Annotated in this window: 17 protein-coding genes and 1 pseudogene; 8 read left to right on the top strand and 10 right to left on the bottom strand. The window is 72.4% G+C overall.

All coding sequences use genetic code 11. From position 1 onward, the window contains the following. The first annotated feature begins 40 nt into the window (after positions 1-40). Positions 41-505, top strand: a complete 465-nt coding sequence (locus AB0D29_RS02630) for a MarR family transcriptional regulator (protein ID WP_362851830.1) — start codon at positions 41-43, stop codon at positions 503-505. Positions 506-565: 60 nt separating this feature from the next. On the opposite strand, the gene AB0D29_RS02625 is transcribed toward AB0D29_RS02630, so the two are convergent. The 8 genes from AB0D29_RS02625 to hemL form a co-directional block, all read right to left on the bottom strand. Next, positions 566-1,069 (bottom strand): SRPBCC domain-containing protein, encoded by a 504-nt coding sequence (locus AB0D29_RS02625; RefSeq protein ID WP_362851829.1) that lies wholly within the window; start codon positions 1,067-1,069, stop codon positions 566-568. Between the two features lie 25 nt (positions 1,070-1,094). After that, entirely contained in the window at positions 1,095-2,186 is a 1,092-nt protein-coding gene (ccsB, locus tag AB0D29_RS02620; RefSeq protein WP_362851828.1) for a c-type cytochrome biogenesis protein CcsB, read from the bottom strand. Next, positions 2,183-3,937, bottom strand: a complete 1,755-nt coding sequence (locus AB0D29_RS02615; RefSeq protein ID WP_362851827.1) for a cytochrome c biogenesis protein ResB — start codon at positions 3,935-3,937, stop codon at positions 2,183-2,185. Before AB0D29_RS02615 ends, ccsB begins: the two co-directional genes overlap by 4 nt. Before the next feature lie 13 nt (positions 3,938-3,950). Then, complete coding sequence (locus AB0D29_RS02610) at positions 3,951-4,724, bottom strand: cytochrome c biogenesis protein CcdA (protein WP_362851826.1); 774 nt, start codon at positions 4,722-4,724, stop codon at positions 3,951-3,953. 4 nt (positions 4,725-4,728) lie between these two features. Then, positions 4,729-5,367: a TlpA disulfide reductase family protein gene (locus AB0D29_RS02605; protein ID WP_362851825.1), complete on the bottom strand. Its 639-nt coding sequence runs from the start codon at positions 5,365-5,367 to the stop codon at positions 4,729-4,731. 132 nt (positions 5,368-5,499) lie between these two features. Then, positions 5,500-6,726, bottom strand: coding sequence for a hypothetical protein (locus AB0D29_RS02600; protein WP_362851824.1), 1,227 nt, complete (start codon positions 6,724-6,726; stop codon positions 5,500-5,502). 173 nt (positions 6,727-6,899) lie between these two features. After that, on the bottom strand, positions 6,900-7,580 hold the full coding sequence (locus AB0D29_RS02595; RefSeq protein ID WP_362851823.1) for a histidine phosphatase family protein: 681 nt from the start codon (positions 7,578-7,580) through the stop codon (positions 6,900-6,902). Then, positions 7,577-8,899 (bottom strand): glutamate-1-semialdehyde 2,1-aminomutase, encoded by a 1,323-nt coding sequence (hemL, locus tag AB0D29_RS02590; protein ID WP_078892852.1) that lies wholly within the window; start codon positions 8,897-8,899, stop codon positions 7,577-7,579. The genes AB0D29_RS02595 and hemL overlap by 4 nt, the downstream gene beginning before the upstream one ends. A 134-nt stretch (positions 8,900-9,033) precedes the next feature. Between hemL and AB0D29_RS02585 the strand changes: the two genes are divergently transcribed. After that, positions 9,034-9,642, top strand: a complete 609-nt coding sequence (locus tag AB0D29_RS02585) for a hypothetical protein (RefSeq protein ID WP_362851822.1) — start codon at positions 9,034-9,036, stop codon at positions 9,640-9,642. Positions 9,643-10,054: 412 nt separating this feature from the next. Next, positions 10,055-11,800, top strand: a complete 1,746-nt coding sequence (locus AB0D29_RS02580) for an ice-binding family protein (RefSeq protein ID WP_362851821.1) — start codon at positions 10,055-10,057, stop codon at positions 11,798-11,800. Between the two features lie 76 nt (positions 11,801-11,876). Here the strand turns inward: AB0D29_RS02580 and AB0D29_RS02575 are convergent, their stop codons facing one another. Then, a complete protein-coding gene (locus AB0D29_RS02575; RefSeq protein WP_362851820.1) occupies positions 11,877-12,758 on the bottom strand; it encodes a helix-turn-helix transcriptional regulator in 882 nt (293 codons plus the stop codon). Between the two features lie 445 nt (positions 12,759-13,203). Between AB0D29_RS02575 and AB0D29_RS02570 the strand changes: the two are divergent. Then, a pseudogene (locus tag AB0D29_RS02570) lies at positions 13,204-13,612 on the top strand (DUF4157 domain-containing protein); the annotation flags it as partial. A gap of 1,712 nt (positions 13,613-15,324) precedes the next feature. Here AB0D29_RS02570 and AB0D29_RS02565 read toward each other — a convergent pair. Beyond that, a complete protein-coding gene (locus AB0D29_RS02565; protein ID WP_362851819.1) occupies positions 15,325-16,722 on the bottom strand; it encodes a hydrolytic protein in 1,398 nt (465 codons plus the stop codon). Between the two features lie 170 nt (positions 16,723-16,892). Between AB0D29_RS02565 and AB0D29_RS02560 the strand changes: the two genes are divergently transcribed. From AB0D29_RS02560 to AB0D29_RS02545, 4 genes are all read left to right on the top strand, one after another. Then, entirely contained in the window at positions 16,893-17,564 is a 672-nt protein-coding gene (locus AB0D29_RS02560; RefSeq protein WP_362851818.1) for a response regulator transcription factor, read from the top strand. A 177-nt stretch (positions 17,565-17,741) separates the two neighbouring features. Then, a complete protein-coding gene (locus tag AB0D29_RS02555; protein ID WP_362851817.1) occupies positions 17,742-20,924 on the top strand; it encodes a hypothetical protein in 3,183 nt (1,060 codons plus the stop codon). Beyond that, entirely contained in the window at positions 20,921-21,685 is a 765-nt protein-coding gene (locus tag AB0D29_RS02550; RefSeq protein ID WP_362851816.1) for a DUF4255 domain-containing protein, read from the top strand. Before AB0D29_RS02555 ends, AB0D29_RS02550 begins: the two co-directional genes overlap by 4 nt. Continuing rightward, positions 21,682-23,775 (top strand): ATP-binding protein, encoded by a 2,094-nt coding sequence (locus AB0D29_RS02545; protein WP_362851815.1) that lies wholly within the window; start codon positions 21,682-21,684, stop codon positions 23,773-23,775. Before AB0D29_RS02550 ends, AB0D29_RS02545 begins: the two co-directional genes overlap by 4 nt. The last annotated feature ends 3 nt before the right edge of the window (positions 23,776-23,778 follow it).

Below are 23,778 nucleotides of genomic sequence, written 5' to 3'. Positions count from 1 at the left end.
TGAGTAAAGCAGCTTGACTCAGTCGTGTCACCATATTTGCGTGACGAGAGAAGAGAACGAGGGCGTCGAGCTGACCTTCCTGCTCGGCCTGGGCTTCCAACTGATGCTGGGAGAGTTCACCCGGCGCGTCGGCGAGGCCGGCTACGCGGACCTGCGCCCCCTGCACGGCATGACCTTCCAGGTCCTGAAGGGGCCCGGCGCCACCGCCACCGAGCTCGCCGAACGGCTCGGGGTGACCAAGCAGGCCGCCGGTCAGATCGTCGACGACCTGGAGAAGCGCGGCTACGTCCGGCGCGAGCCGCATCCCGGGGGCGGCCGCCGCAAGCTGGTCGTGCTGACGGGGGCGGCCCATGCCCACCTCGCCGTCGCCGGGCGGATCCTGCACGAGCTGGAGGCCGAGCTGGCCGGCAGCGCCGACCTCCCGGTCCTGCGCCGGGAGCTCGGGCACCTCGTGCGCGCACTCCACGGGGAGGGCGGGCTGCCGCCCCTGCGCCCGGTGTGGTGAGGGCGGCCCGGTCGGCTCGGGCCCCGGCGGATCAGGCCGGTCGGCCCAGGCCCGGTCGGCTCAGGCCCTGGTGAAGGAGGCGTAGGCCTCGCGCAGCTGCGACCAGCGGGCGTCCGTCCAGGCCGCCCAGTTCGCCGGCCGCCCGGACAGGGCGGCTTCCAGCAGCTCGAAGTGCTCGTGCCAGCCGGCCAGGCAGTCGAGGCGCTCGTCCTCCGGCCCGCCCCGCTCGTTCACGAACCGGATCACCGTCGAATCGGTGCCGACCGCCTCCAGGTGGAAGCGGATCCGCCCGTGCTCGGCGACCGTGTACTCCACGACCCGCTCCACGTCCCAGGCGGTGACCCGCCCGGTCACCACGGTCCCGGTGTTCAGCCAGCGCAGCGTGACCGCCCCGCCGAGCCTGCGCTCCAGGACGTCCGCCGCGGCCAGCCAGCCGCGCAGCCCCTCGGGCGTGGTCAGGGCGGGCCAGAGCGCCGCGTAGGAGTACGGCAGGTGCAGCTCGAAACGGAGCAGCCAGCGGTCCTCGCCGCGGCGCTCGCTGGTGGCGTGGCTCACGAGAGACATGCCACCAGCGTCCCACTCCCGCCGGTCAGACGCCCGAGTAGGAGTGCAGGCCGTTGAGGAACATGTTCACGCCGTAGTAGTTCCAGATCCAGCAGGCGAAGGCGAAGAGCGCGAGGTACGCGGCCTTGCGGCCCTTCCAGCCGGCGGTGGCCCGGGCGTGCAGGTAGCAGGCGTACGCCACCCAGGTCACGAAGGACCAGACCTCCTTGGGGTCCCAGTTCCAGTAGCGGCCCCAGGCGTCGCCCGCCCAGATCGCGCCCGCGATGATCGTGAAGGTCCACAGCGGGAAGACGGCCGCGTTGATCCGGTACGAGAACTTGTCGAGCGAGGCCGCGGAGGGCAGCCGCTCCATGACCGACGCGTAGAACTTCCCCGCGGTCCCGCCGTTCGCGATCCGGCCCTCGTAGGCGTCGCGGAAGAGGTAGAGGACCGCGCCGGCCGCGCCGATGTAGAAGACCGCGCCGCAGAAGATCGCGGTGGAGACGTGGATCCACAGCCAGTACGAGTGCAGGGCCGGGACCAGCTGGTCGCTGTCGGTGTAGAGGATCTTGACGGCGATGCCGAGGTCCAGCAGCACGCTGGTGACCAGGATCAGACCGAGCCAGCGGACGTTCTTCTTCAGGGCGAGCAGCGCCAGGTACGTGCCGACGGCCACCGTGGAGAAGGTGATCGAGAACTCGTACATGTTGCCCCACGGGGCCCGCTGCACCGACATCGCACGGGCGAGGACGCCGCCCGCCTCGATGAGGAAGGCGAGCGCGGTCAGCGAGATCGCGATCCGCCCGTACAGGTCGCCCTGCACGGTGCCGCCGCCGGCGCCGGGGCCGTCCGGCACGTCACGGGTGCCAGCGGCCGAGCGGGTGACGACCTTCGGCTGATCGAGGACGGCCGTGCTGCCGCCCTTGCCGCGGACCTGCACGGCGGGCGCGGCGCCGGCCCCGTCCTGCTCGGCCCCGGTCAGCGCGGCGGCCGTACGGGCCACCTTGCTGCGGCTGCCGAAGGTCCACTCGGCGATGTGCGCGAAGAAGGCGAGCGTGTAGACCGCCATCGACGAATAGATCAGGTAGTTGCTGATCTGAGCCAGGTTCTCATTGGCTGCGGCTGCGAGCGGCGTCATCCGCGCTCTCCTTCAGGGGTTTCTTCGACACGTGGTTCGGCAAGTGCGGCGGGCGCGGTCGGCGCCTGCTGGTGCAGCGCGGCGGCGAGGGCCGCCAGCTCCTGCGGGAGCCTGGTGGACTCGCTGCGGCCCAGGCCCGCCATCTCGACGACGGTCACGCCGTCCGGGCCGGCCACCGCGCGGACCCAGATCCGGCGGCGCTGGATGAACAGGGACCCGGCCAGGCCCGCGATGGCGGCGATCGCGCCGGCGAGGGCGAGGCCGCTGCCGGGCTGGTGGGTGACGGAGAAGGTGGCCCACCGCTCGATGCCCTCGAACTTCACGGTGCCCGCGCCGTTCGGCAGGGTCATCGTGTCGCCGACCTTGAGCTTCTGCTTGAACGGCTCGCCGGACTCGTCCTTGAAGGACTGCATCTTGTCCGTCTTGAGCACGTACACGTTCTGCGGCAGGCCCGAGTCCACGCCGAGGCTGCCGTGCCAGGCGTTGAGCATGAGGCGCGGCTGGAGCAGGGCCGGGAACTGCGAGAACATCGTGCCCATGCCCTCGCCGGCGTAGGTCGGCACGAAGACGGCGTTGAAGCCGAGCTGCTCCGCCTTGCCGTCCTTGTCCTTGTAGCCGTCGGTGACCTTGACGGCTCCGGTCGAGGTGAGGTTGGAGTCCTGCGGGAGCATCGGCACGGCGTCCTTGTAGATCACCTTGCCGGTGGGGTCCGTCACCGAGAGGATCGGCGCGTAGCCGTGGCCCAGCAGGTAGACCTTGGAGCCGTCGACCTGGAGCGGCTTGTTGACCTGGATCTCGCGCTTCTGCGGCTTGCCGTCGGCGCCCTCGCTGAAGGTGACGTACGCCTTGAAGTCGCGCGGGGTGCCCTTCTGCGGGCCGCTCATCTCGTACGTCGCGTCGAACCGGTCCAGCGTGAAGCTGAACGGCGGCAGGTCGTCGGGGTGGAAGAGGGTGCCGGCCTTGAAGTCGTCGTACTGGGTGAGGGTGTTCGAGAAGCCGCTGCCGCGCAGGACCAGCTTGCCGCCCTCGGACTTGAAGTACTGGCCCCAGGCGAAGGCCACCAGCATCACGATCAGTGCGACGTGGAAGATCAGGTTGCCGGCCTCGCGGAGGTAGCCCTTCTCCGCCGCGACGTGCCCCTTGCCGGCCTCGGTGCGGAAGCGGCGCCCGCGCAGCACGGCCGTGGCGTACGAGAGGACCTCGTCCGGGGTCTTGCCGGTGCGCCAGGTGGTGTGGGCGGGGAGCCGGTCGAGCCGCTTGGGGGCGCCCGGCGGACGGCCGCGGAGCTGGCCGACGAATTGCCAGGAGCGCGGCAGGATGCAGCCGACCAGCGAGATGAACAGCAGCAGGTAGATCGCGGAGAACCACACCGAGCTGTAGACGTCGAAGAGCTGGAGCTTCTCGGCGACGGTCACCCACGAGGCGTGGGTCTGCTTCCACGCGGCGACCTTCATCTCGTCGACGTTGCTCTGCGGGATGAGGGAGCCGGGGATGGCGCCCAGGGAGAGCAGGAAGAGCAGGATCAGCGCCACCCGCATGGAGGTGAGCTGCCGCCAGAACCAGCGGGCCCAGCCGATCACGCCGATGCCGACGGCCGGCCCGCTCGGGCTGTCCTCCAGCGGGGCGGTGGAGAGCTGGGCTCCGGCCACGGCCTCCGCGGGGTCCGCTGCGGCGGAGTCGGTGGCGTCGGTGGTGTCCGCCGCGGCGGACTCGGGCGACGCCCCGGTGGGTGCCTTGTCAGTCGTACTCATGTCCGTGTAGTCCTCAGATCCCCACCGTGAAGCTTTGGGTCCAGCTCTGCATGTCGCTGACGATGCTGGCCCACATTCCTGTGACGAGCAGCAGGCCGGTCAGGATCAGCATGCCTCCGCCGATGCGCATCACCCACGCATAGTGCTTCTTCACCCAGCCGAACGCACCGAGCGCCTTGCGGAACGCGATCGCGGTGAGGATGAACGGCAGTCCGAGCCCGAGGCAGTAGGCGACGGTCAGCAGCGCGCCCCGGCCTGCGCTCGCCTGGTCGAGGGAGAGCGTGGTGACGGCCGCGAGGGTCGGGCCCATGCAGGGGGTCCAGCCGACACCGAAGAGCACGCCGAGCAGCGGGGCGCCGATCAGGCCCGCCGTCGGCTTCTTGTGGAAGCGGAACTCCCGCATCGTCAGACCCGGGATCGCGCCCATGAAGAACAGGCCGAGAACGATCACCAGGCCGCCCAGGACCCGGGAGATGATCTCGTTGTTCTCCCGGAGGGTCTCCCCGAAGTAGCCGAAGAGCGCGCCGGTGGAGACGAAGACGACGGTGAAGCCCGTGATGAACAGGGCCGCGCCCGCCAGCATCCGCCCGCGCCGCGCCTCGGCGAGGTCGGCGCCGCTGACGCCGGTCACGTAGGAGAGGTAGCCGGGGACCAGCGGGAGGACGCAGGGCGAGAAGAAGGAGACCAGCCCGGCGAGGACCGAGATGGGCAGCGCCAGCAGCAGCGCCCCGTTCAGGACGGTGGTGTTCACCCCGGTCGCCTCGGCGGCCAGCACGTACTCGACCACGAGGTCACTGCTCCGCGAGGATCGGGTCGATCATCGAGCGCAGTCTCTCCTCGCCCAGCGGGGCCAGGGTGCGGGCGGCGATCTTGCCCTCCCGGTCGAGGATGATCGTGGAGGGGATCGCGTTCGGGTTGAGCGTGCCCTTGGGGAAGCGGAGCATCAGCTTCCCGGCGGGGTCGTAGAGGCTCGGGTAGGTGATCCCGAAGGACTCCTCGAAGGAGACCGCGTTCTGCACGCTCAAGTCCCGGGTGTTGATGCCGACGAAGGCGACGTCCTTGCCGGCGTCGGCCAGCTCCTTGGAGACCTTCGCGAAGTCGGGGGCCTCGGCGCGGCACGGCGGGCACCAGGAGCCCCAGATGTTGAGGACGACGACCTTGCCCTTGAGGGTGGTGGTGTCCAGCGTCTTGCCGTCGACGGTCTCGCCGTCGAGCTTGGGGGCCTCGTCGCGCTCCCCCTTGGCAGCGGTGGTGATCCCGGTCGCGCCCGTGACGTAGTTGCCACCGGTGGAGGTCGCCTTGCCGCCGTCCGAGCCGGTGCAGGACGTCAGGGTCATGACGCCCGCGACGGCCACCGCGGTCAGCAGGGTGGCACGGCCGCCGGTCGAGCGGCGGCTGTTTCGACGGGCACGGGCTCGGCTAAGGCTCATGTGAAAAGTTTCGCATGAGCAATTCGCGGATCTACCGCGCCCCCCGCGGGGCTGTCAATGCCCTGGTCAGGCAATGGACGGGCGGAGACCGGCCACGGTCGGGCCGCGAGCCGGGCCGCGGTCGGGCCACGCTCAGGCCGCGGTCAGGTACGTGTTCCAGCCGCCGGCGGGCGACTGGCCCGGGCCGAGACCGCGGAGCCTGGCCAGCACGTTGGGGTCCTGGACGTCCAGCCAGTCGGTGAACTGCCGGAAGGATACGAGCCGTACGTCCCTTTTGTCCGCCATGCCCTTGAGGGCTTCCTCGACGGCGTCCATGTAGATGCCGCCGTTCCATTCCTCGAAGTGGTTACCGATGAAGAGCGGCGCGCGGTTGGTCTCGTAGGCCCGCCGGAAGCCGCCGAGGTAGGTGGCCGTGGCCTGGGTGCGCCAGGCCGGGTAGTTGGCGGGCACGCCCCTCGTGGTGTTCTTCGACTGGTTGGCGAGGATGTTGTAGTCCATCGACAGCACCTCGAAGGAGTGCCCGGGGAAGGGCAGGGACTGCAGGGGCAGGTCCCAGATGCCGGACCGGCGCACCGGCCAGACCTGGAGGCCGCCGGGCGAGCTGGAGTCGTAGCGCCAGCCCAGCCCCTGGGCGGTCGGCAGCAGGTTGTCCCGGCCGAGGAGGCAGGGGGTGCGGGCGCCGGCCAGCTCCTTGCGGTAGTCGAAGGGCAGCGGGTCGAGATCGGTGAAACCGGTGTGGGTGCGCCAGTTGGTGACGAACGACACGGCCTGGTCGATCTCGCTGCGCCAGTCCTCCGGGGTCCACCGGCCGACGGAGCCGGACCCGCCGCAGAAGTGGCCGTTGAAGTGCGTCCCGATCTCGTGCCCGTCGAGCCATGCCTCGCGGACGTACTTCAGGGTGGAGCGGACGTTCTCGTCCTTGAGGTAGCCGATGTCCGAGGCCCCGACCGGGTTGTTCGGCGGCTGGTAGAGGCTCCGCTTCGCCTCGGGCAGCAGGTAGATGCCGGAGAGGAAGAAGGTCATGGCCGCGCCGTGGTCCTTGGCCAGCTTCAGGAAGCGCGGGAAGAGGCCGTTGCCGATCTCGCCCGCGCCGTCCCAGCTGAAGACGACGAACTGCGGCGGGGTCTCGCCCGGCTGCAGGGGGACGGGCCGGTCCGGCTGGTTCGGCTGCGGACCGGTGTCGGCGGTGGAGCCGTCACCGATGAGCTTGGCCGCCGGCTTCCCGCCGGGCTTGGGATTCTTGACCGGCCCGGGGGTGCCGGGCCCGGCCTTGCCGGGCGCGCCGCAGCCCGCGATCCCCACCGCGGCGGCAGCCCCAAGTCCGAGTCCGAGCACTCCCCTTCGACTGAAGTCGCGCACGCCACCCTCCCCGTCGTCCCTCGCAAGCTCACACCGAATCCATATAAACGGACAATTCGGAGCTGCTTGCGACACTGGAAGGGTGATTCCCGGCGCAACTTGTATTTATTTAGGTAAAGCTGTAACGGTTCGTAACAGAGCGTCGGCCGAGGACGGATCGGCGTAACGATCCGTCAGGCACCGAAGGCCTTGGACGCGCCCTTCACCGGCTTCGCCCCGGCCAGCAGGTGCGCCGGGACCAGGTCCCGGGCCGGCTCGCTGTAGCCCACCGACACCAGCTTGTCGCCCTGGAACGTGAAGGACGTCAGCGAGGCGAGGGTGCACTGGCGGCGGCGCGGGTCGTGCCACAGCCGGCGCTTCTCCGCGAAGCTGCGCACGATCCAGATCGGCAGCTGGTGGCTGACCGCCACCGCCTCGTGGCCGCGGGCCGCGTCGCGCGCGGCCTCCAGCGCGCTCATCATCCGGACCACCTGGTCGACGTACGGCTCGCCCCAGGAGGGCTTGAACGGGTTCGTCAGGTGCTTCCAGTTGCCGGGCTTGCGCAGCGCGCCGTCCCCGACGCCGAAGGTCTTGCCCTCGAAGACGTTCTCCGCCTCCAGCAGCCGGGCGTCGGTCGCCAGGCCCAGGCCGTGGGCCTTGGCGATCGGCTCCGCCGTCTCCTGCGCCCGCTCCAGCGGGGAGGACACCACGTAGGAGATGTCCCGGCCCTTCAAGTGCTCGGCGACCCGGTCCGCCATCTGCCGGCCCAGCTCGGAGAGGTGGTACCCCTCCCGGCGCCCGTACAGGACCCCGTCCGGGTTGTGCACCTCTCCGTGGCGCACCAGGTGCACGACGGTGATCTCGCTGCTGCTCATGCGGTGGCCTCCGCGGCGGCTCGGGCGGCGGCGGGCAGCGCTGCCGCGATGCGCTCGATCGCCCGCTCGTCGTGGGCGGTGGACACGAACCAGGACTCGAAGGCGGACGGCGGCAGGTAGACGCCCTGCGCCAGCATCGAGTGGAAGAAGCCGTTGAAGCGGAAGCTCTCCTGCTTCTTGGCGTCGTCGTAGTTGCGCACCTCGTCCTCGGTGAAGAAGACGGAGAACATGTTTGACGCGGTCTGCAGCCGGTGCGCCACGCCCTCCTTGGCCAGCGCCCCGCTGACCAGGCCCTGGATCTCCTTCGAGACCGCGTCGACCTTCTCGTACGCGGCCGCGTCGAGCAGGCGCAGCTGCGCGAGGCCGGCGGCGGTGGCGATCGGGTTACCGGAGAGGGTGCCGGCCTGGTAGACCGGGCCGGCGGGCGCGAGGTGGCCCATGACGTCGGCGCGGCCGCCGAAGGCCGCGGCCGGGAAGCCGCCGCCCATGACCTTGCCGAAGGTCATCAGGTCGGGCTTGACCCCGTCGACGCCGTACCAGCCGGCGCGGGAGGTACGGAAGCCGGTCATGACCTCGTCGGAGATGTACAGGGCGCCGTTCTCGCGGCAGAGGTCCGCGAGCCCCTGGTTGAAGCCCTCGGCCGGGGTCACGACGCCCATGTTGCCGGGCGCGGCCTCGGTGATCACGCAGGCGATCTCGCCGGGGTGCGCGGCGAAGGCCGCCCGGACCGCTTCCAGGTCGTTGTAGGGGAGCACGATCGTGTCGCCGGCCTGCGCGCCCGTCACACCGGGGGTGTCCGGCAGCGCGAAGGTCGCGAGGCCGGAACCGGCCGCGGCCAGCAGCGCGTCCACATGGCCGTGGTAGCAGCCGGCGAACTTGACGACCTTGGCACGGCCGGTGAAACCGCGCGCCAGCCGGATCGCCGACATCGTGGCCTCCGTCCCCGAGGAGACGAGCCGCACCTGCTCGACGGGCTCGATGCGCGCCACGATCTCCTCGGCGAGCGCCACCTCGCCCTCGCCGGGCGTGCCGAAGGAGGTGCCGCGGGCCACGGCCGCCTGGACGGCCGCGATCACCTCGGGGTGGGAATGGCCGAGGATCATCGGTCCCCACGAGCACACGAGGTCGACGTACTCGCGCCCGTCGGCATCGGTGAGGTACGGACCGGTGCCGGACACCATGAACCGGGGCGTACCGCCCACGGCGCGGAAGGCGCGCACGGGAGAGTTCACGCCGCCGGGGGTCACGAGGGAGGCGCGCTCGAAGAGCGTCTGCGAAACTGGGGCTTCATACGGGTACGGGTAGCTCACACCAGCCATGGTCTCAGAGGGCCGCGACAGACTTGCGGACGGGCGTTTCACCGCGTCGCCGCGGGGGAGGTCACTGCCATGATGATCAGGCTGCGTGGCGGGGGCCGCGGGGCCGGGGCAAGCAAGACCAGTCGGGTGGAGATATGCAACGCGGTGGTGGACCGGGCGAGGGTACGGACGGCCTCGATCCGCAGCGCGCCCGCGAAGCCCGCGAGGCCCGCCGCCGGGGCAAGCACCGCCGGCGTGCCACCGAGGCGGCCGACGCCGTTCCGGGACCCACGACGCCGGCGGAGGATCTGCCCAAGGGTCGCGGCATGGGAGTGACGTACAAGTACTTCGGCGCCCCCGACGGCGCCACGGCCGCCCGCGTCCCGGTCACGATGCGGCCCGAGGAGCTGGGCGGCGACGAGCTCGGCATGGGCGGCCTCTTCACCAAGATCAAGCCGGAGACGGTGGCCGCGATGGTCCTGACCGGCATCGAGGGCATACCCCTCCACAAGGTCCCGCCCCTGGAGCTGGTCGTCCTCCACCCCGACTACGCGGTGGTCAAGCTCCCCATGACGGTGGTCGACCCGCTGCGCGGCATCGGCGAGGAATCGGTGGGCGCGGCGGCCTTCATCTGGTCCACGGTCCCGGACCGCGGCGGCCCGAGCGACGCCTTCAACGTCTACCAGCTGCTCCACGAGTGGCAGGACTTCTCCCACCGCCTGCACGAGGCGGGCCACCAGCCGTACTGCCTGGTCTGGCCCTGACGTGACCGATCCGACCTGACTTGATCTGACTTGACCTGATCTTCGCCGAAGCCGGACAGCCCCTGCGCGGGCTGTCCGGCTTCTTGCTGTCCTGCCGGATCGGCGATTCCTGACGTCACGTCCCTCACATAGACCATTTTTTCCGATTTGCGGCCTATTGCTGTGAAATATGCGTGACTACGCATGCGTGACGGCGTATCACTACCTCGGGCAGGCAATCGCTCTCGGTCCCCGCTCAGGGGAAGCCTGCACGCCGGCGCGGGCAGGGGGGCTCGCGGCCCTGAGTCGCCATCGTCGCGGGCGCTCGGGATCCTCCTTCGGGAGGTCTGAGACCCGAAGCAACAAGAAAGGTCCTGCTATGGCACCAGATGTCATCCGGTCGGGTCCATCCGACAGAAGACCTCACCGCACCATGCTCAAACGGGGAGCCTTCGCCCTCCTCCCCGCAGCGCTCGTGGCGTCGGCCTCCCTGGTCCCGACCCTCGCCCACGCCGCGGAAGCCCCCGTGTTGCTGGGGACCACCGCCAGTTACGGGGTCCTGGCCGGTTCGACGGTCACCAACACGAACCCCACCGTCATCAACGGCGACCTGGGCCTCTATCCGGGCACGTCGGTGACCGGCTTCCCGCCCGGCACCGTCAACGGGGTGATTCGCGTAGCCCCCAACGCCGCCGCCGCCCAGGCGAAGTCCGACCTCGTCGTCGCCTACGACGACGCGGCAGGCCGGGGGCCCGGCACCATTCTCGCTTCGGACGAGATCGGCGGACTGACGCTGGGGCCCGGCGTCTACACGGCCCCGGCGTCCCCGCCGTCCCTGCAACTCACCGGGACGGTCACCCTCGACGGCCAGGGCGACCCCAACTCGGTCTTCATCTTCCGGATCCCCTCGACCCTGACCACGGCTTCGGCGAGTGCCGTGGCCTTCATCAACGGAGCAAACGCCTGCAACGTGTTCTGGCAGGTGGGCAGCTCCGCCACCCTCGGCACGACCACCCAGTTCAAGGGCACCATCCTGGCCATGCAGTCCATCACGCTGAACAACAGCGCCGTGATCGAAGGCCGCGCCCTGGCGCGTGAGGCCGCGGTCACGATGGACAACAACACCATCACGGTGCCGAGCTGCGCCGCCGGTCCGCCCGGACCTCCCGGACCGACGGGCTCGCCCGGCCCCACCGGCTCGCCCGGCCCCACCGGCTCGCCCGGCCCGACCGGCTCGCCCGGCCCGACGGGTGAGCCCGGCCCCCCTGGCCCGTCCGGTAGCCCCGGCGCGCCTGGCGCCCCCGGTGCACCCGGCGCCCCCGGCCCGTCCGGCAGCCCCGGCGCCCCTGGTGCACCCGGCGCCCCCGGTCCTGACGGCAGCCCGGGCGCCCCTGGTGCCCCCGGCGCTCCTGGCCCGTCCGGTAGCCCTGGTGCCCCCGGTGCTCCCGGCGCCCCCGGCGCACCCGGCCCCGATGGCAGCCCCGGCGCTCCCGGCCCGTCCGGCAGCCCCGGTGCACCCGGTGCTCCCGGCGCCCCCGGCGCCCCCGGCGCACCCGGCCCCGACGGCAGCCCCGGCCCCGCCGGACCCACCGGTTCTGCCGGACCCGTAGGACCCGCGGGACCCGCTGGACCGGCCGGACCTGCCGGACCCGCCGGACCCGCAGGACCGGCAGGACCCGCCGGTCCCAAGGGTCCCCGCGGTGACAAGGGCGAAAAGGGTGACTCGGGCGATCACGACCACGACCACGGTCACGACGACGAGGACGAGGACGACGAGGGCCACGAGGGCGAGCACGGTCGCGACGACGACCACGGCAAGCCCGGCCACGGTCACGACGGTCCCGACGACCACGGCAAGCCCGACCACGGCAAGCCCGACCACGACCAGGGCGGTCCCGACCAGGGCAAGCCCCCGTGGGCCGACTTCCTGCCCGGCGGCCTCGACGACGCGCTGGGTCAGTTCCGCCCCGGCCACACCGCCAAGACCGTCAACTTCGCTCCCGTGAGCGCCGCCACCGACCGGCAGCCGAAGCCGGCGTCGCAGAACCTCGCCACGACCGATTCAGGCAGCGAGACGAGCATCGCCGCCGCGACCGCGGTCGCGCTGGCCTTCATCGGAGGCTCGGCCTTCTTCGCCATGAAGCGGAACCGCCGGAGTGCGACAACCCGACAGGACTAACCCGCCGCAGGCGTGACCGTTTCCCCATCCGGTCCGCCCCTCGGTGACCGAGCCCCTGGACGCGCCGTCCAGGGGCTCATCGGCGCCCGGCCGGGAACTCCGTGCCCGCATGCGCCTCGATGACTTCCTCGAGGAAGCTCCGGGTGCTGTCCGGGCTCAGCGCCCGGGCCTGCAAGTGCGCGTACATGTCGCTGTAGCGCCGCACGTCGGATCGTTTTTCCAGATAAAGGTCACTGGTGAACCTCTCCAGGTACACCACGGTCGCGTCCGTGGAATCGGCGAACTCGATCAGCGAGAACGGTCCCGAGACGCCCGGGTGCGCACCCGCGCAGTGGGGGAGAACCTGAACGGTGACGTGCGGCTGGGCGCCGAGGCGGGTCACGTGGTCCAACTGCTCGCACATGACCTCGCGGCCGCCCACCACGCGCCGCAGCGCCGATTCGTCCAGCACGACCCATAAGCGCAGCGGGTTGCCCGGCTCGCACAGCCGGTCCTGGCGCCGCATCCGCACCCGGAGGCGTGTGGCGGCCTGTTCGGCAGTCGCTTGAGGGATCGTTCCTGCGATGACCGCCCGCGCGTAGGCGGCGGTCTGGAGCAGTCCGGGGATCACCAAGGGCTCGTAGACACGGATCGTGGCGGCCTCGGCCTCCAGGCCGATGTAGGCGCCGTACGGGATGTCGTCGTAGGCGTTCCACCAGCCCTGCCGGCCCGATTCGCGGGCCAGTTGCATCAGTTGGTCGACGCGCCGCTGGTCCCGGACCCCGTACAGCCCGCAGAGGTCCCGGACGTCACGCGGCTTGATGAGGCGCCGGCCGTTCTCCAGCAGACTGATCTTGGGCTGGGAAATCAGCAGGCTCGCCGCCACCTGCTGCGTCGTCATACCGCTGACCTCCCGGAGCCGGCGCAGCTCCGAACCCAGTCGGCGCCTGCTGACGGTGGGATTGACAGTGACACCCACGGGACGTGCTCTCTTCCGCTCCAAAGCCTTGTGCTGGCCAGCAGATTGTCACGGCCGGGCGCTGCCGGACCGGCCTTCGCGCCGTGTCGTGCACGGTCATTCGAGCCGGGCGGAGAACGGCTCCACATCCGTGTGACCGCCGCGATCCGGTGCAGGTTTCTGCGCAATATGCCAGGCGCCAGGTCCTGTCCGGGCGCCCGGGAACAGGTGGGCTTCCCCCGGGTGTGCCCGAAGGGGCATCCCGCCCGGTGGATCGCCCCGGATAGGCAGGTGCACGTCCCGCGACACCTCCCGAGAGGCACGCCCCATGCGTATCCCCGCTCGTGACAAGGCAGCAGCCGATGCCGCCAAGGACGGCGTCGGTCCGGCCCCCGCTCCCGCCCCTCCCGCCCCGCAAACACTGACGGCGCTCCAGCGGACCGTGGGCAACGCGGCGGTGACGCGCATGCTCGCGGCGAGCCACGGCGCCGGCACCGGGCGCGAGGACGCGGCGGGCCGGCCGGCGGCCGCGCACGAGGTGCTCCGCTCGCCCGGACGGCCCCTCGACGGGCCGCTGCGCGAGGAGATGGAGAGCCGGCTCGGCGCCGACTTCTCCGACGTACGGGTGCACTCCGGTCCCCTGGCGCAGCGGTCCGCGGCCGAGATCGGGGCCCGGGCGTACACCTCCGGCAGGGACGTCGTCCTCGGGGCCGGTGGCGCTGACCGGCACACCCTCCGCCCACGAGCTCACCCATGTGATCCAGCAGCGGCAGGGGTCGGTCTCGGGGACGGACACGGGCCACGGGCTGCGGGTCAGCGACCCGGGCGACCGCTTCGAGCGGGAGGCCGAGGCCAACGCGAGCCGGGCCATGGCCGGTCCGGCGCCCGTCCAGCGCGCCGCCCGTGCGGAACACGGCGGGCAGGGCGCGCACGCGCCGGGAGCCGGCGGGCGGGCCGTCGTCCAGCGCAAGGGGCCCGAGGAACTCGGTCCCACGCTGCCGGCCGACCCGCCGCGCCCCGGAGGGCTGCTGGGCCGGCTGATGGCGCGCAACCCGCCGCCGGCGGACCCGTCGGTGGCGCGGGCGCGGTCGGCCATCGCCGCGTACGACAGCGATCCCGTCCGCGACCCCATGCACTGCATGATCACGCTGTCGCGCCTGACGCAGGACGTCGCCCCGGCGGCGGAGGACGCGCCGCCGGCCGTCAAGCCCTGGCTGACCGCCGCGCTGGAGATCGTCAAGGCCGAACTGCTGCTGGTGAACGACCAGCTCGTCCGCGACGCCGAGTTCCCCGAGGAGGCGGGGGAGCCGTTCAGCGCGATGACCCGGAACGGCATGCTGTGGCAGCAGGCGCAGTGGGCCGACAGCGCGGCCGCCTTCCGCATGCACGGGCCCAGCTACTTCCGCGAGCTGTCGGAGCTCAACCGGGCGGGGATGGCCAAGGAGATCGCCGGGGGCCAGGGTGGCCGAAACTGGGTGCCCGACGTCCGGACGAAGCTGACGAACGCGCTCCAGCGGAGCGTGCTGTGCCACTACACGGGCAGGGCCCGGGCCGAGGCGATGGTCGCCCAGGGGCAGATGAAGTCGAAGACCGAGCTGCTCAGGGCGGACCCGGACGCGCCGAACAACTCGGAGGCGTACGACAAGCACGTCCTGGCCGACGAGGGCTTCGTCTTCTTCTTCCTGGAGGTGGAGGACAGCCCGTTCCGGGGGACGCGGTTCAGCGGCGACGACGAACCGGCCCGCATCCAGATCCCGCTCGCACAGTCCCCCTTGATGAGCCAGGGCTGGCTGATGCTCAGCGACTTCGCGCAGCGCGAGTACCCCACCGTACGGGCGAGGCCCGAGGACCCGGCGCGGACGGAGAGCAAGCTGAACACCCGCGAGGAGGACTTCTCCCCCGGATTCACGCTGCCGGTAAGGAAGTTCGACATCGGCGCGCGGGCCGCGGCCGACCAGCTGGACATGGAGGCGGTCATCGGGGCGATGGGCAACGAGCCGGACCAGGAGCGCCGGGGCCAGATCATGTTCTCCACGACCCAGGCGCTGTCGGACGAGCACAGCACCATGACCTACGGAGGCGGTGCGCAGGAGCAGGTCCATTCGGAGCGGCTGCGGTCCAACACCCTGATGGGGCGGGACATCGTGCCGGGTCTGGTGGAGCGGGCCGTCGTGGAGATCCAGCGCCTCGAAGCGGTGAACCCTCGGCTCGCGGACCGGCTCAAGGCGATGTCCGGCGCCGATCTGATGCGTTTTCTCCTGAAGGACCTGCTGCGGCCGCAGGCGATGCTGCCGAATACGGTCGACCTCGGCGCGGCCACGGTGGTCCTGGAGTCCGGTCAGCAGGTGGGGGTCCCCACGCACTGATCGGACCAAAAGACAGAGTCGAAATCAAGCCATCTTTGGCGCTCCGTCAACTCATGCCGTGCGTACCGGGGTTAACCGTTCCAGGCACTGTGGAAACGAAAGCGCGCAGTCGTACGAAAAACACTTGATCGGCACTCGGAAGTATCGATTTCCGGACGCCGGGGCAAAGGCCCCCTTTGCCCCGGCGTGCAACCTGACCGACTATGGCCGTGCCGCTCGGGTCACCGGAGGTCGCTCAACACACCGCTCACGTTGAGCACCTCGTGACATTCCTGCGCCTGACGGCCGGTGGCCGGGGTGCCCGGCTTCGCACAGGTCACCTGCACGGTCACAGTCTGGCTCTCGGTGATGCTGATGGGGGTGACCCAGTGGTAGTCCTGGTTGCGGAACGTCTCCAGCGCGATCGTCGTGATCTTGCGGTCGCCGAAGTCGATGGTCACCACTCCTTCGTCGCCCTGGAAGTTCGCGACGACGATGTCCGTGATGCCGAAGGCCTTGCCCGCGGGCACCGTGTAGGTGCCGGTCTTGGACTGTCCGGCGCCGGTCTGCAGGTCGATGGTGGCCGAGCTCTGCTGGCCTCCGCCTCCCGTACCGCCCCCGCCGCCGCCCGTTCCCGTACCGGTGCCGGTTCCCGTACCGGCTCCGCCCGCACCGGGCTGGGTGCCCTTGCCCCCGCCGGCCGGCTGCTTGCCGTCGCCGGTCACCGGGGTCTGCCCGTTCAGGTCCGCACTGGGCGTGGGCTTCTTCTGGACCGCCTCGGCGGCCTCCTTCGCCGTACTGCGCACGGCCGGGCGGACCAGCAGGAACCAGGCCAGCAGCAGGGCGAGCAGTGCGGCCAGTACCGCGAGCAGCCACCTCGGGAAGATCGGGATCTGGACGAACTCCGCGTCCAGCGTCACCCGGACGCGCTCCGACTCCGGCCGCTCCGCGCCCTCCTCACGGGCACCGCCACTGCCGCTGCCACTGTCTCCGTCACGGGCTTCCGCTACGGCTTCGACCTCGGCCACGTCCACGGTGAAGGGCCAGGTCACCGGGGTCCCGAACCACACCGGCTTGCCGGTGCGGACCCGCAGTCCCACCTCGGCCGACTCCCCCGGCTCCAGCTTCTGCGTCGCGGGGGCGAAGGCGAACTTCAGCTCCTCGCCCGGCTGGGCGGGCGTGAAGCCCAGCTGTACCGGGCAGTTGCCCTCGTTGCGCACGGCCAGTCGATAGCGTCCGCGCAGCCAGCCGCGGCGCCGTTTGGGAGCGCTCTCAGCCCTGAGCTCCCGGAACTCCTCGACGTGCACGGTGGTCTCGGGGACCCGCACGGCCTCGGGCTGCTCGGTGGGCAGCACGCGCACGGCGAGCGGCACGTCGCCCGCCCGCACCTGCGGCGAACGGGGCGGCGCCAGCCGGATCGTCACCGTTTCCGAGGTACCGGGGTAGAGGGAGACGCGCTCGGGCTCCACCGTGGCCCAGGCAGCGCAGTCGCCGACGACCTCCAGGCGGTACGCCTCGACGATGTCGCTGTCGTTGCGGACGGTCAGGCTCGTGGATGCGGTACCGCCAGGCGTCACGGAAACCGGCGGGATGTCGAGGCCGGGCGCGCCAGGGCTGGAAGAGGCTGCTGGGGATATCACGCCACGACGCTACGGCGCCGCTCCGGCCACTTCCACGGACGCGAGGGCAACGCCCCGGGCAGCCCCGGTGCCCCCGCGGACGCCCACCAACTCCCCGCACCGAATCACTCGTTGACCCTTCCCATCCATCCGTAACCCCACATACGCATCACGGAACAGGTACGACACACATGACCGAGCCTGAGAACAACCGATCCGCCTCCTCATCCGGCGCCGGCGAACGGGTCACCGTGGCCGTGTATGCACCGGACCCGGTCCTGCACGTCGGAGTCGTCCACCAGCTGCGCCAGCGACCCGAGATCGAACTCGTCGACCTCGCCGACGCCGACGACGCACAGGTGTCCCTCGTCGCCGTGGACAGCGTGGACGACGAGACGGCCGCCCTGCTGTACCGGCTGCGGCACAACTCCGGCACCCGCACGGGCCTCGTGGTCGGCACGTTCGAATCGGGGGACGCCCTGCAGCGCGCCATCGAATGCGGGGTCACCGCGGTGCTGCGGCGCACCGAGGCCGACCAGGACCGGCTCCTGCGCCTGGTCCTGGCGATAGCCAACGGCGAGGGAGTACTGCCCGGCGACCTGCTCGCGAAACTCCTCGACCACGTGGGCAGCCTGCAGCGTTCCACGCTCGACCCGCACGCCGTGTCCCTGTCCACCCTGACCTCGCGCGAGGCCGACATGCTGCGCCTGGTGTCGGAGGGCCTGGACACCTCGGAGATCGCGCGCAAGACCTCGTACTCCGAACGGACCGTCAAGAACGTGCTGCACGAGATCATCACGCGGCTGCACCTGCGCAACCGCACCCATGCGGTCGGCTACGCCCTGCGCAACGGGCTGATCTGACCCCGTGCACGGGAGCCGGCGGCCCTGCGGCCCGGGCGGGCCGCACCCCCCACTGCCCGAAAGCGCACCGCGCGCTTCCCCCGGGTGCGGCCCCGCGGCCCTGCCGGCCGCACCCGCCGGGCACCAGGGTGACGAGGTCATACGTGAATGCTGTACCGGACTGTGAGGTGGACCGTGATGGGCACGGGTGGCTCCGGCAGTCGTCGACGCCGCTGGGGGAGGGCCGGCGCGCCGCTGCTGCTGCTGGTGCCCTTGCTCGCGGTGACGGCGGCCACCGGCCCGGGCGACGCCGAGGCGCGCCCCCTGGCGGCCGACGCCGGTGACGGCCGGGTCGTGTACGCCGGTACGCGCCACCGGAGCCTGGGCCGGGTGGCTTCCGACGCGTCCAGCACACCGCTGTTCGGTGAGGGCCCGGCCCACCTGGACACCCAGCCCTCCGCGCTGGGCGACCAGTTGGTCTTCGCCGGCCGCCGCGACGAGAAGACCCCGCAGGTCTACCTGCGCGCCGCGGACGGCTCGGTACGGCGCCTGACCAGCGGCCTCGACGCGGCGAACCCCCGGCTGACCCCGGACGGCCGCTCCGTCGTCTTCGACTCGGCCCAGCCCGCCCCCGCCGGCGGCATCCAGCGCGACCTGTGGCTGGTGCGCACCGACGGCACCGGCCTCACCCGGCTGACCGACTCCCCCGCGAACGAGGAGCACCCGACGGTCTCGCCGGAGGGCGGCCGCCTGGCGTACTCCTCCGACAGCGACGGGGCCGCCGGCCGGCAGGTCTACGTACGTCCCCTGCGGGGCGGCGCCGCCACCCGCGTCACCGACCCCGCGAACGGCACGTCCACCGAGCCCGTGTGGAACCCGGTGGACGACAAGGCGAACCGGGACGTGATCGCCTACACCGCCACCCCGACCACCGGCGACTCGGCCGGGCCCCGCCTGCGCTGGACCGACGGGCGCGGCGGCGGTCCGCTGCTGGCGGGCGCCCAGGCGAACTGGCGTACCCGCGGGGCAGCGTGGCTGCCCGACGGGAACGGTGTGCTCTTCCTCAGCCCCGACCGCACCTGTGACTGCAAGGGCGACTGGGACCACGTCTTCCGGGTGCCCGCGCACTCGGCGGACACGCCCCAGCTGGTGCTCAGCGAGGACCGCGAGGTCGGCTCGCCCACCTGGATCGGTCCGCTGACCGGCGGCGGCGTCGTGGTCGAGCGGACCTCGGCCGCCGGACCGCACGTGGCGACCCTGCAGGACGCCCGGATGGACGGCTCCGATCCCCGCGACCTCGGCCTGGAAATCCTCAAGGAGGATCCGGCGGCCGACACCAACACCGACCCGGCCAAGGACCCGCTGTTCCAGCCCGCCCCCGGCTCCGACCCGTGGACCGAGCGGCAGAACTACACGCCCGACGGGCGCCGGATCGTGCTGACCCGCTTCGAGGGCAAGCCCGAGGCCCGGATCCAGCGGATCTGGATGGCGGACGCCGACGGCACCAACGAGGCGGCCCTGCCGCTCGCCGGCCGCGGCCCCAAGGACTGGGACACCGACCCGACGTTCTCCCCCGACGGCAAGCTCCTGGCCTTCACCCGGACCTCGCCCGGCGGGGTCGGCGGCGCCGCGGGCCCCGCGCGCATCCTCATCGCGGACGCCGCCACCGGCGCGATCCGCGGCGAGATCGCCCCGCCCGCCGGCCAGGCCGCGGGCGGCGACGCCCAGCCCAGCTGGTCCTCCGACGGCACGACCCTGGCCTTCACCCGCAACCTCGTGATCAACGGCAACGGCGGCAACAAGCACGTCTGGACCGTGCCCGTGGACCACCTGGACCGGCAGCGCGACCTGAGCGCCACGATCTGCTTCGGCGCCTGCGAAGTCATCGACGACAGCCCGGCGTTCTCACCCGACGGCACCACCATCGCCTTCAACCGCAAGAACGGCGGCGGCCGCGTCGACGAGCGCAGCGGCATCCTGCTCGCCTCCGCGGCCGGCGGATCCTGCCGGGTCCTGCTGCCCGACGCCGCCCGCGACGTGCCGGGGGCCTGCGGCCGGGAACTGCCCGAGCCCACGGCCAAGGGACCGTTCCAGCCCCGCGACGCCGCGTGGACCGCCGACGGCAAGAGCCTGGTGCTCAGCGCCCGCGGCTCCCGGGCCCCCAACAGCCCGGAGAAGCTGAAGCTCGTCGACGTGGCCTCCGGCGACCACACCCTGCTCGTCACCGGCCTCCCGGGCCGCCAGAAGGAACCCGGCGTCCAGCAGTCCGTCGACCTCGCGGTACGGGCACCCGAGAAGGGCGCGCCGCTCACCGTCGGCGGCTCCGCCACCGTCCGCGTGGACGTCGTCAACCAGGGCCCCGCGGCCTCGCCCGGAACCCGGCTGACCGTCTCGCCCCCGCTCGGCGTGAGCGTCACCGCGCTCACCGCGCCCGGCGCCACCTGTGACGCGGCCGCGCTGACCTGCGCCCTGGGCGTGGTCCGACCCGGCACCACCGTCCCGGTGACCGTCACCCTCACCGGCGTCACCCCCGGGGACCAGCCGGTGGACTGGTCGGTCACCGGCACCGTGATCGACCCCCGCCCCAGCGACAACTCCGGACGGACCGTGGTGCCGGTGCGCGAGGCACCCGTACCCCCGAAGCCGACCCCCACCCCGCCGACTCCCACCCCGGCACCGCCGACCCCGGCCCCGCCGACGACGCCCGCGCCGCAGCCGGAGCCGCCCGCGCCCCCGGCCGGCCCCGGGCTGAGCATCACGGCGCAGCCGAACCCCGGCTACGTAGGCGGCCGCGTCGTCGTCACGTACACCGTCCGCAACGGCCGCAACGCCCTGGCCACCGGCCTGCGGCTGCGCATCGGCCTCCCGCAGGGCATACCGAGCGCCGGGATGCCGCCGGGCTGCAACGCGAACGGGGACTGCTCCCTGCCCGACCTGGCTCCGGGCGCCCGGACCGTCCTGCGGGTCGTCCTCAACCCCGACAAGGCGCTCACCGCCCAGGTGACCGGCAACCTGACCACGACGGGCACGGACGCCGACCCCGGCGACAACACCGCCCAGCAGCAACTGCGCATCCTCCAGCCGCGCATCGTCGCCGTGCCGCCGATCGGCAAGCCCGGCTTCGTCACCTCGGTGCGCGGCGAGGACTTCCCGCCCGGCGTGCCGGTGCGGTTCGCGTGGAAGCCGGGCATCACGGCGGCCGCGGCACCGACGTTCCCGCAGCGCGACGGCACGTTCATCGGCCAGCTGCTGATCCTGGCCAAGGACCAGACGGGCCCCCGCACCATCACCGCGAGCGGCCCCGGCTTCTCGCCGGTGCAGACCGACTTCCTCGTGGTCAGCGGCTCGGTGCAGCCGCCCGACGAGGTGACCCGCCGATGATCCACGAAGTCGACGAGGGGCTGCGCCGGCTGCTGGCGGAGTCCGGCCTGGAGGCGTCGGGCATCGAGGTGGTGTTCGACGCCCCCACGAGCGACTGGGCGGCCCGCCGCAGCGCGCCCACGGTCTGCGTGTTCCTGTACGACATCCGCGAGGACCACACCCGGCGCGGCAGCGGCGCGGGCGAGGTGTACGACGCGGACGGTTTCGTCGTCGCGCGCCGCACCCCGCCGCGCTGGTTCGAGCTGACGTACCTGGTCACCGCGTGGGCGAGCAGGCCGCAGGACGAGCACCGGCTGCTCTCCCAGGTGCTCTCCTGCCTCGTGAACACCGACACGCTGCCCCCGCGCCTGCTCACCGGCACGCTCGCCGAACTCGGCCACATCATCGACGTGGACGCGGGCGGCACCGGCATGGACGCACCCGCCGCCTCCGACGTGTGGTCGGCGCTGGGCGGCGACCTGAAGCCGTCCCTCGGGCTGCGCGTGAAGGCGCCGCTGGCCGGCATCAGCACGATCACGGCCCCGCCGGTCACCGAGGGGCTCGTCGTGAATTCCGTACCGCAGGTCGATCCGGACCGGTCCGAAGCGGACGGGACCGCGGCGGAGGGGACCGCAGCGGACACGTCCGACCCGGACGGGACCGAGGGCCGGCGCCGCCTGCGCTACGTCGGGCTGAACGAGCCGGGACCGGAGGGCTTCGGCGGCTCCCGGCCCCGGCCGAACGTACCCGCGCGCCGCCGACGGGGAGAACGCCAGCCGTGACGCACACCGTCCCGCCGGAGGCCGCGCCCGCGGCCCCGGCCGACACCACCCCCCACCTGTGGACCCGGCTCCAGCTCGTCGAGGAGCGGGTACGGCGGGCCGTGGAGCTTCGCCGGGCCGTCGATCCCGACCCCGACGACCCCTACCTGGGCCAGTACCTCACGCCCGACGCGGCCGCCCGCGTCCTGGACGGCCCGCACGGCCCCGGCCTGCCCGCGCTCGCCCCGGACACGCCGCCACCCGGCTCGCCGCTCGACGTCCTCGCCACCCGCTTCGCGCTGGAGCCCCTCGACGTGGACCTGCTCCTGGTGGCCATGGCGCCCGACCTGGACGCCCGCTTCGAACGGCTCTACGGCTACCTCAACGACGACCTGACGCGCCGCCGGCCCACCGTCGGCCTCGCCCTCGAACTGTGCGGCCGTGCCGGCGTGGCGACCGCACGGTTCCGCCTCTCCCCCACCGCACCCCTCGTCGCGGGCGGCCTGCTGGAGGTCACCGAACCCGAACGGCCGCCCCTGTCACGGGTGCTGGCCGTCCCGGACCGGGTCACCGCCCACCTGCTCGGCGACGCCTCGCCCGACCCGCGGCTCGCCGACGTGCTCGCCGTGGCCGCCGACGACCCGGCCGTCGAACCGGCCGAGCTGGACCGGGCCGTCGCCGCGGCCGGCAACGGCACCCGCCACGTCCACCTGCGGGCCCGCGGCGGCGATCCCGCGGGCCTCGCGGTCGCCGCACTGCACGCCTGCGGGCGCAACCCCCTGGCCCTGGACGCGGGGGCACTGGCCCACCACGCCCGCGCCCTGCCCGAACTCGCCCGCGCCGTAGCCCGCGAGGCCCGCCTGACGGGCGCCGGTGTGCTGCTCGGGCCGCTGGAGGAACTGCCCGACCCACCCGACGAGCGGGCCCGCGTGCTGCGCACCCTGTGCACCGTGCTGCGCGGCATCCCGCTGTTCACGTACGGAACGAGCGGCTGGGAACCCGCCTGGGCGGCCGCCACCCCCGTCACCCTGACGGTGGCGGCCCCCACCCCCGACCGGCACGCCACCCGCTGGCGGCACGCGCTGGAGCGGGCCGCCGGAGAACACGGCGCGGGCGGCGACGCCGACGCGCTCGCCCGGTCCGTGTCCGCGCACCGCCTCGACGCCGGGCAGCTGCGGCGCGCCGCCGACACCGCGGTACGCACCGCCGCACTCGACGGCCGCCCGGTCTCCCCCGACGACCTGCGCACCGCCGTACGGGCCCAGAACGGCGCGGGGCTCGCCCGCCTCGCCCGCCGGGTGGAGCCCGCGGTCGGCTGGGACGACCTGGTGCTGCCCGCCCCCACCCACCGCCGGCTGCGGGAACTCGCGGTGCGCGCCCGCCACCGCGACCAGGTCCTCGGCCAGTGGGGCATGCGGCCCGGCGGCGGGCGCGGCCGCGGGGTGATCGCGCTGTTCGCCGGGTCCTCCGGCACCGGCAAGACCATGTCCGCCGAGGTGGTGGCCGCCGACCTGGGCATGGACCTGTACGTGGTGGACCTGTCCACCGTTGTGGACAAGTACGTCGGCGAGACCGAGAAGAACCTGGAGCGGATCTTCACCGAGGCGTCGGCCGTCAACGCGGTCCTGCTGTTCGACGAGGCCGACGCGATCTTCGGCAAGCGCTCGGAGGTGAAGGACGCCCACGACAAGCACGCCAACATGGAGTCGGCGTACCTGCTCCAGCGGATGGAGTCCTTCGACGGCATCGCCATCCTCACCACCAACCTGCGCGCCAACCTCGACGAGGCGTTCACCCGCCGCCTCGACGTGGTCGCGGACTTCCCCGTGCCCGACGCCGCCCAGCGCCTGGCCCTCTGGGAGCGGTGCCTGGGCGGGCGGCTGCCCCGGGCCGGCGACCTCGACCTCGCCTTCTGCGCCGACCGCTTCGAACTGGCCGGAGGCTCGATCCGGGCCTGCGCCGTGACGGCCGCCTATTTCGCGGCCGCGTCGGGCGAACCGCTGACCATGGGCCAGGTGGTGACGGCGGTCGCCCAGGAGTACCGCAAGCTCGGCCGCCTGGTCCTGGAGAGCGAATTCGGTCCGTACCTGGGGCAGATCACGGAGGTGTGAGCG

Source organism: Streptomyces sp. NPDC048424 (genome assembly GCF_040651555.1).
Lineage (GTDB): Bacteria > Actinomycetota > Actinomycetes > Streptomycetales > Streptomycetaceae > Streptomyces.
Note: the sequence above shows the minus strand (reverse complement) of the source record. Positions and strands in the feature narration are given on the sequence as shown.

Coding starts and splice junctions, on each gene's coding strand:
- AB0D29_RS02625 (WP_362851829.1), bottom strand. CDS start 1,069: ATGTCTCTCGTGAGCCACGCCACCAGCGAGCGCCGCGGCGAGGACCGC.
- ccsB (WP_362851828.1), bottom strand. CDS start 2,186: ATGACGCCGCTCGCAGCCGCAGCCAATGAGAACCTGGCTCAGATCAGC.
- AB0D29_RS02615 (WP_362851827.1), bottom strand. CDS start 3,937: ATGAGTACGACTGACAAGGCACCCACCGGGGCGTCGCCCGAGTCCGCC.
- AB0D29_RS02605 (WP_362851825.1), bottom strand. CDS start 5,367: ATGAGCCTTAGCCGAGCCCGTGCCCGTCGAAACAGCCGCCGCTCGACC.
- AB0D29_RS02595 (WP_362851823.1), bottom strand. CDS start 7,580: ATGAGCAGCAGCGAGATCACCGTCGTGCACCTGGTGCGCCACGGAGAG.
- hemL (WP_078892852.1), bottom strand. CDS start 8,899: ATGGCTGGTGTGAGCTACCCGTACCCGTATGAAGCCCCAGTTTCGCAG.
- AB0D29_RS02585 (WP_362851822.1), top strand. CDS start 9,034: ATGCAACGCGGTGGTGGACCGGGCGAGGGTACGGACGGCCTCGATCCG.
- AB0D29_RS02580 (WP_362851821.1), top strand. CDS start 10,055: ATGCTCAAACGGGGAGCCTTCGCCCTCCTCCCCGCAGCGCTCGTGGCG.
- AB0D29_RS02560 (WP_362851818.1), top strand. CDS start 16,893: ATGACCGAGCCTGAGAACAACCGATCCGCCTCCTCATCCGGCGCCGGC.
- AB0D29_RS02555 (WP_362851817.1), top strand. CDS start 17,742: ATGGGCACGGGTGGCTCCGGCAGTCGTCGACGCCGCTGGGGGAGGGCC.
- AB0D29_RS02550 (WP_362851816.1), top strand. CDS start 20,921: ATGATCCACGAAGTCGACGAGGGGCTGCGCCGGCTGCTGGCGGAGTCC.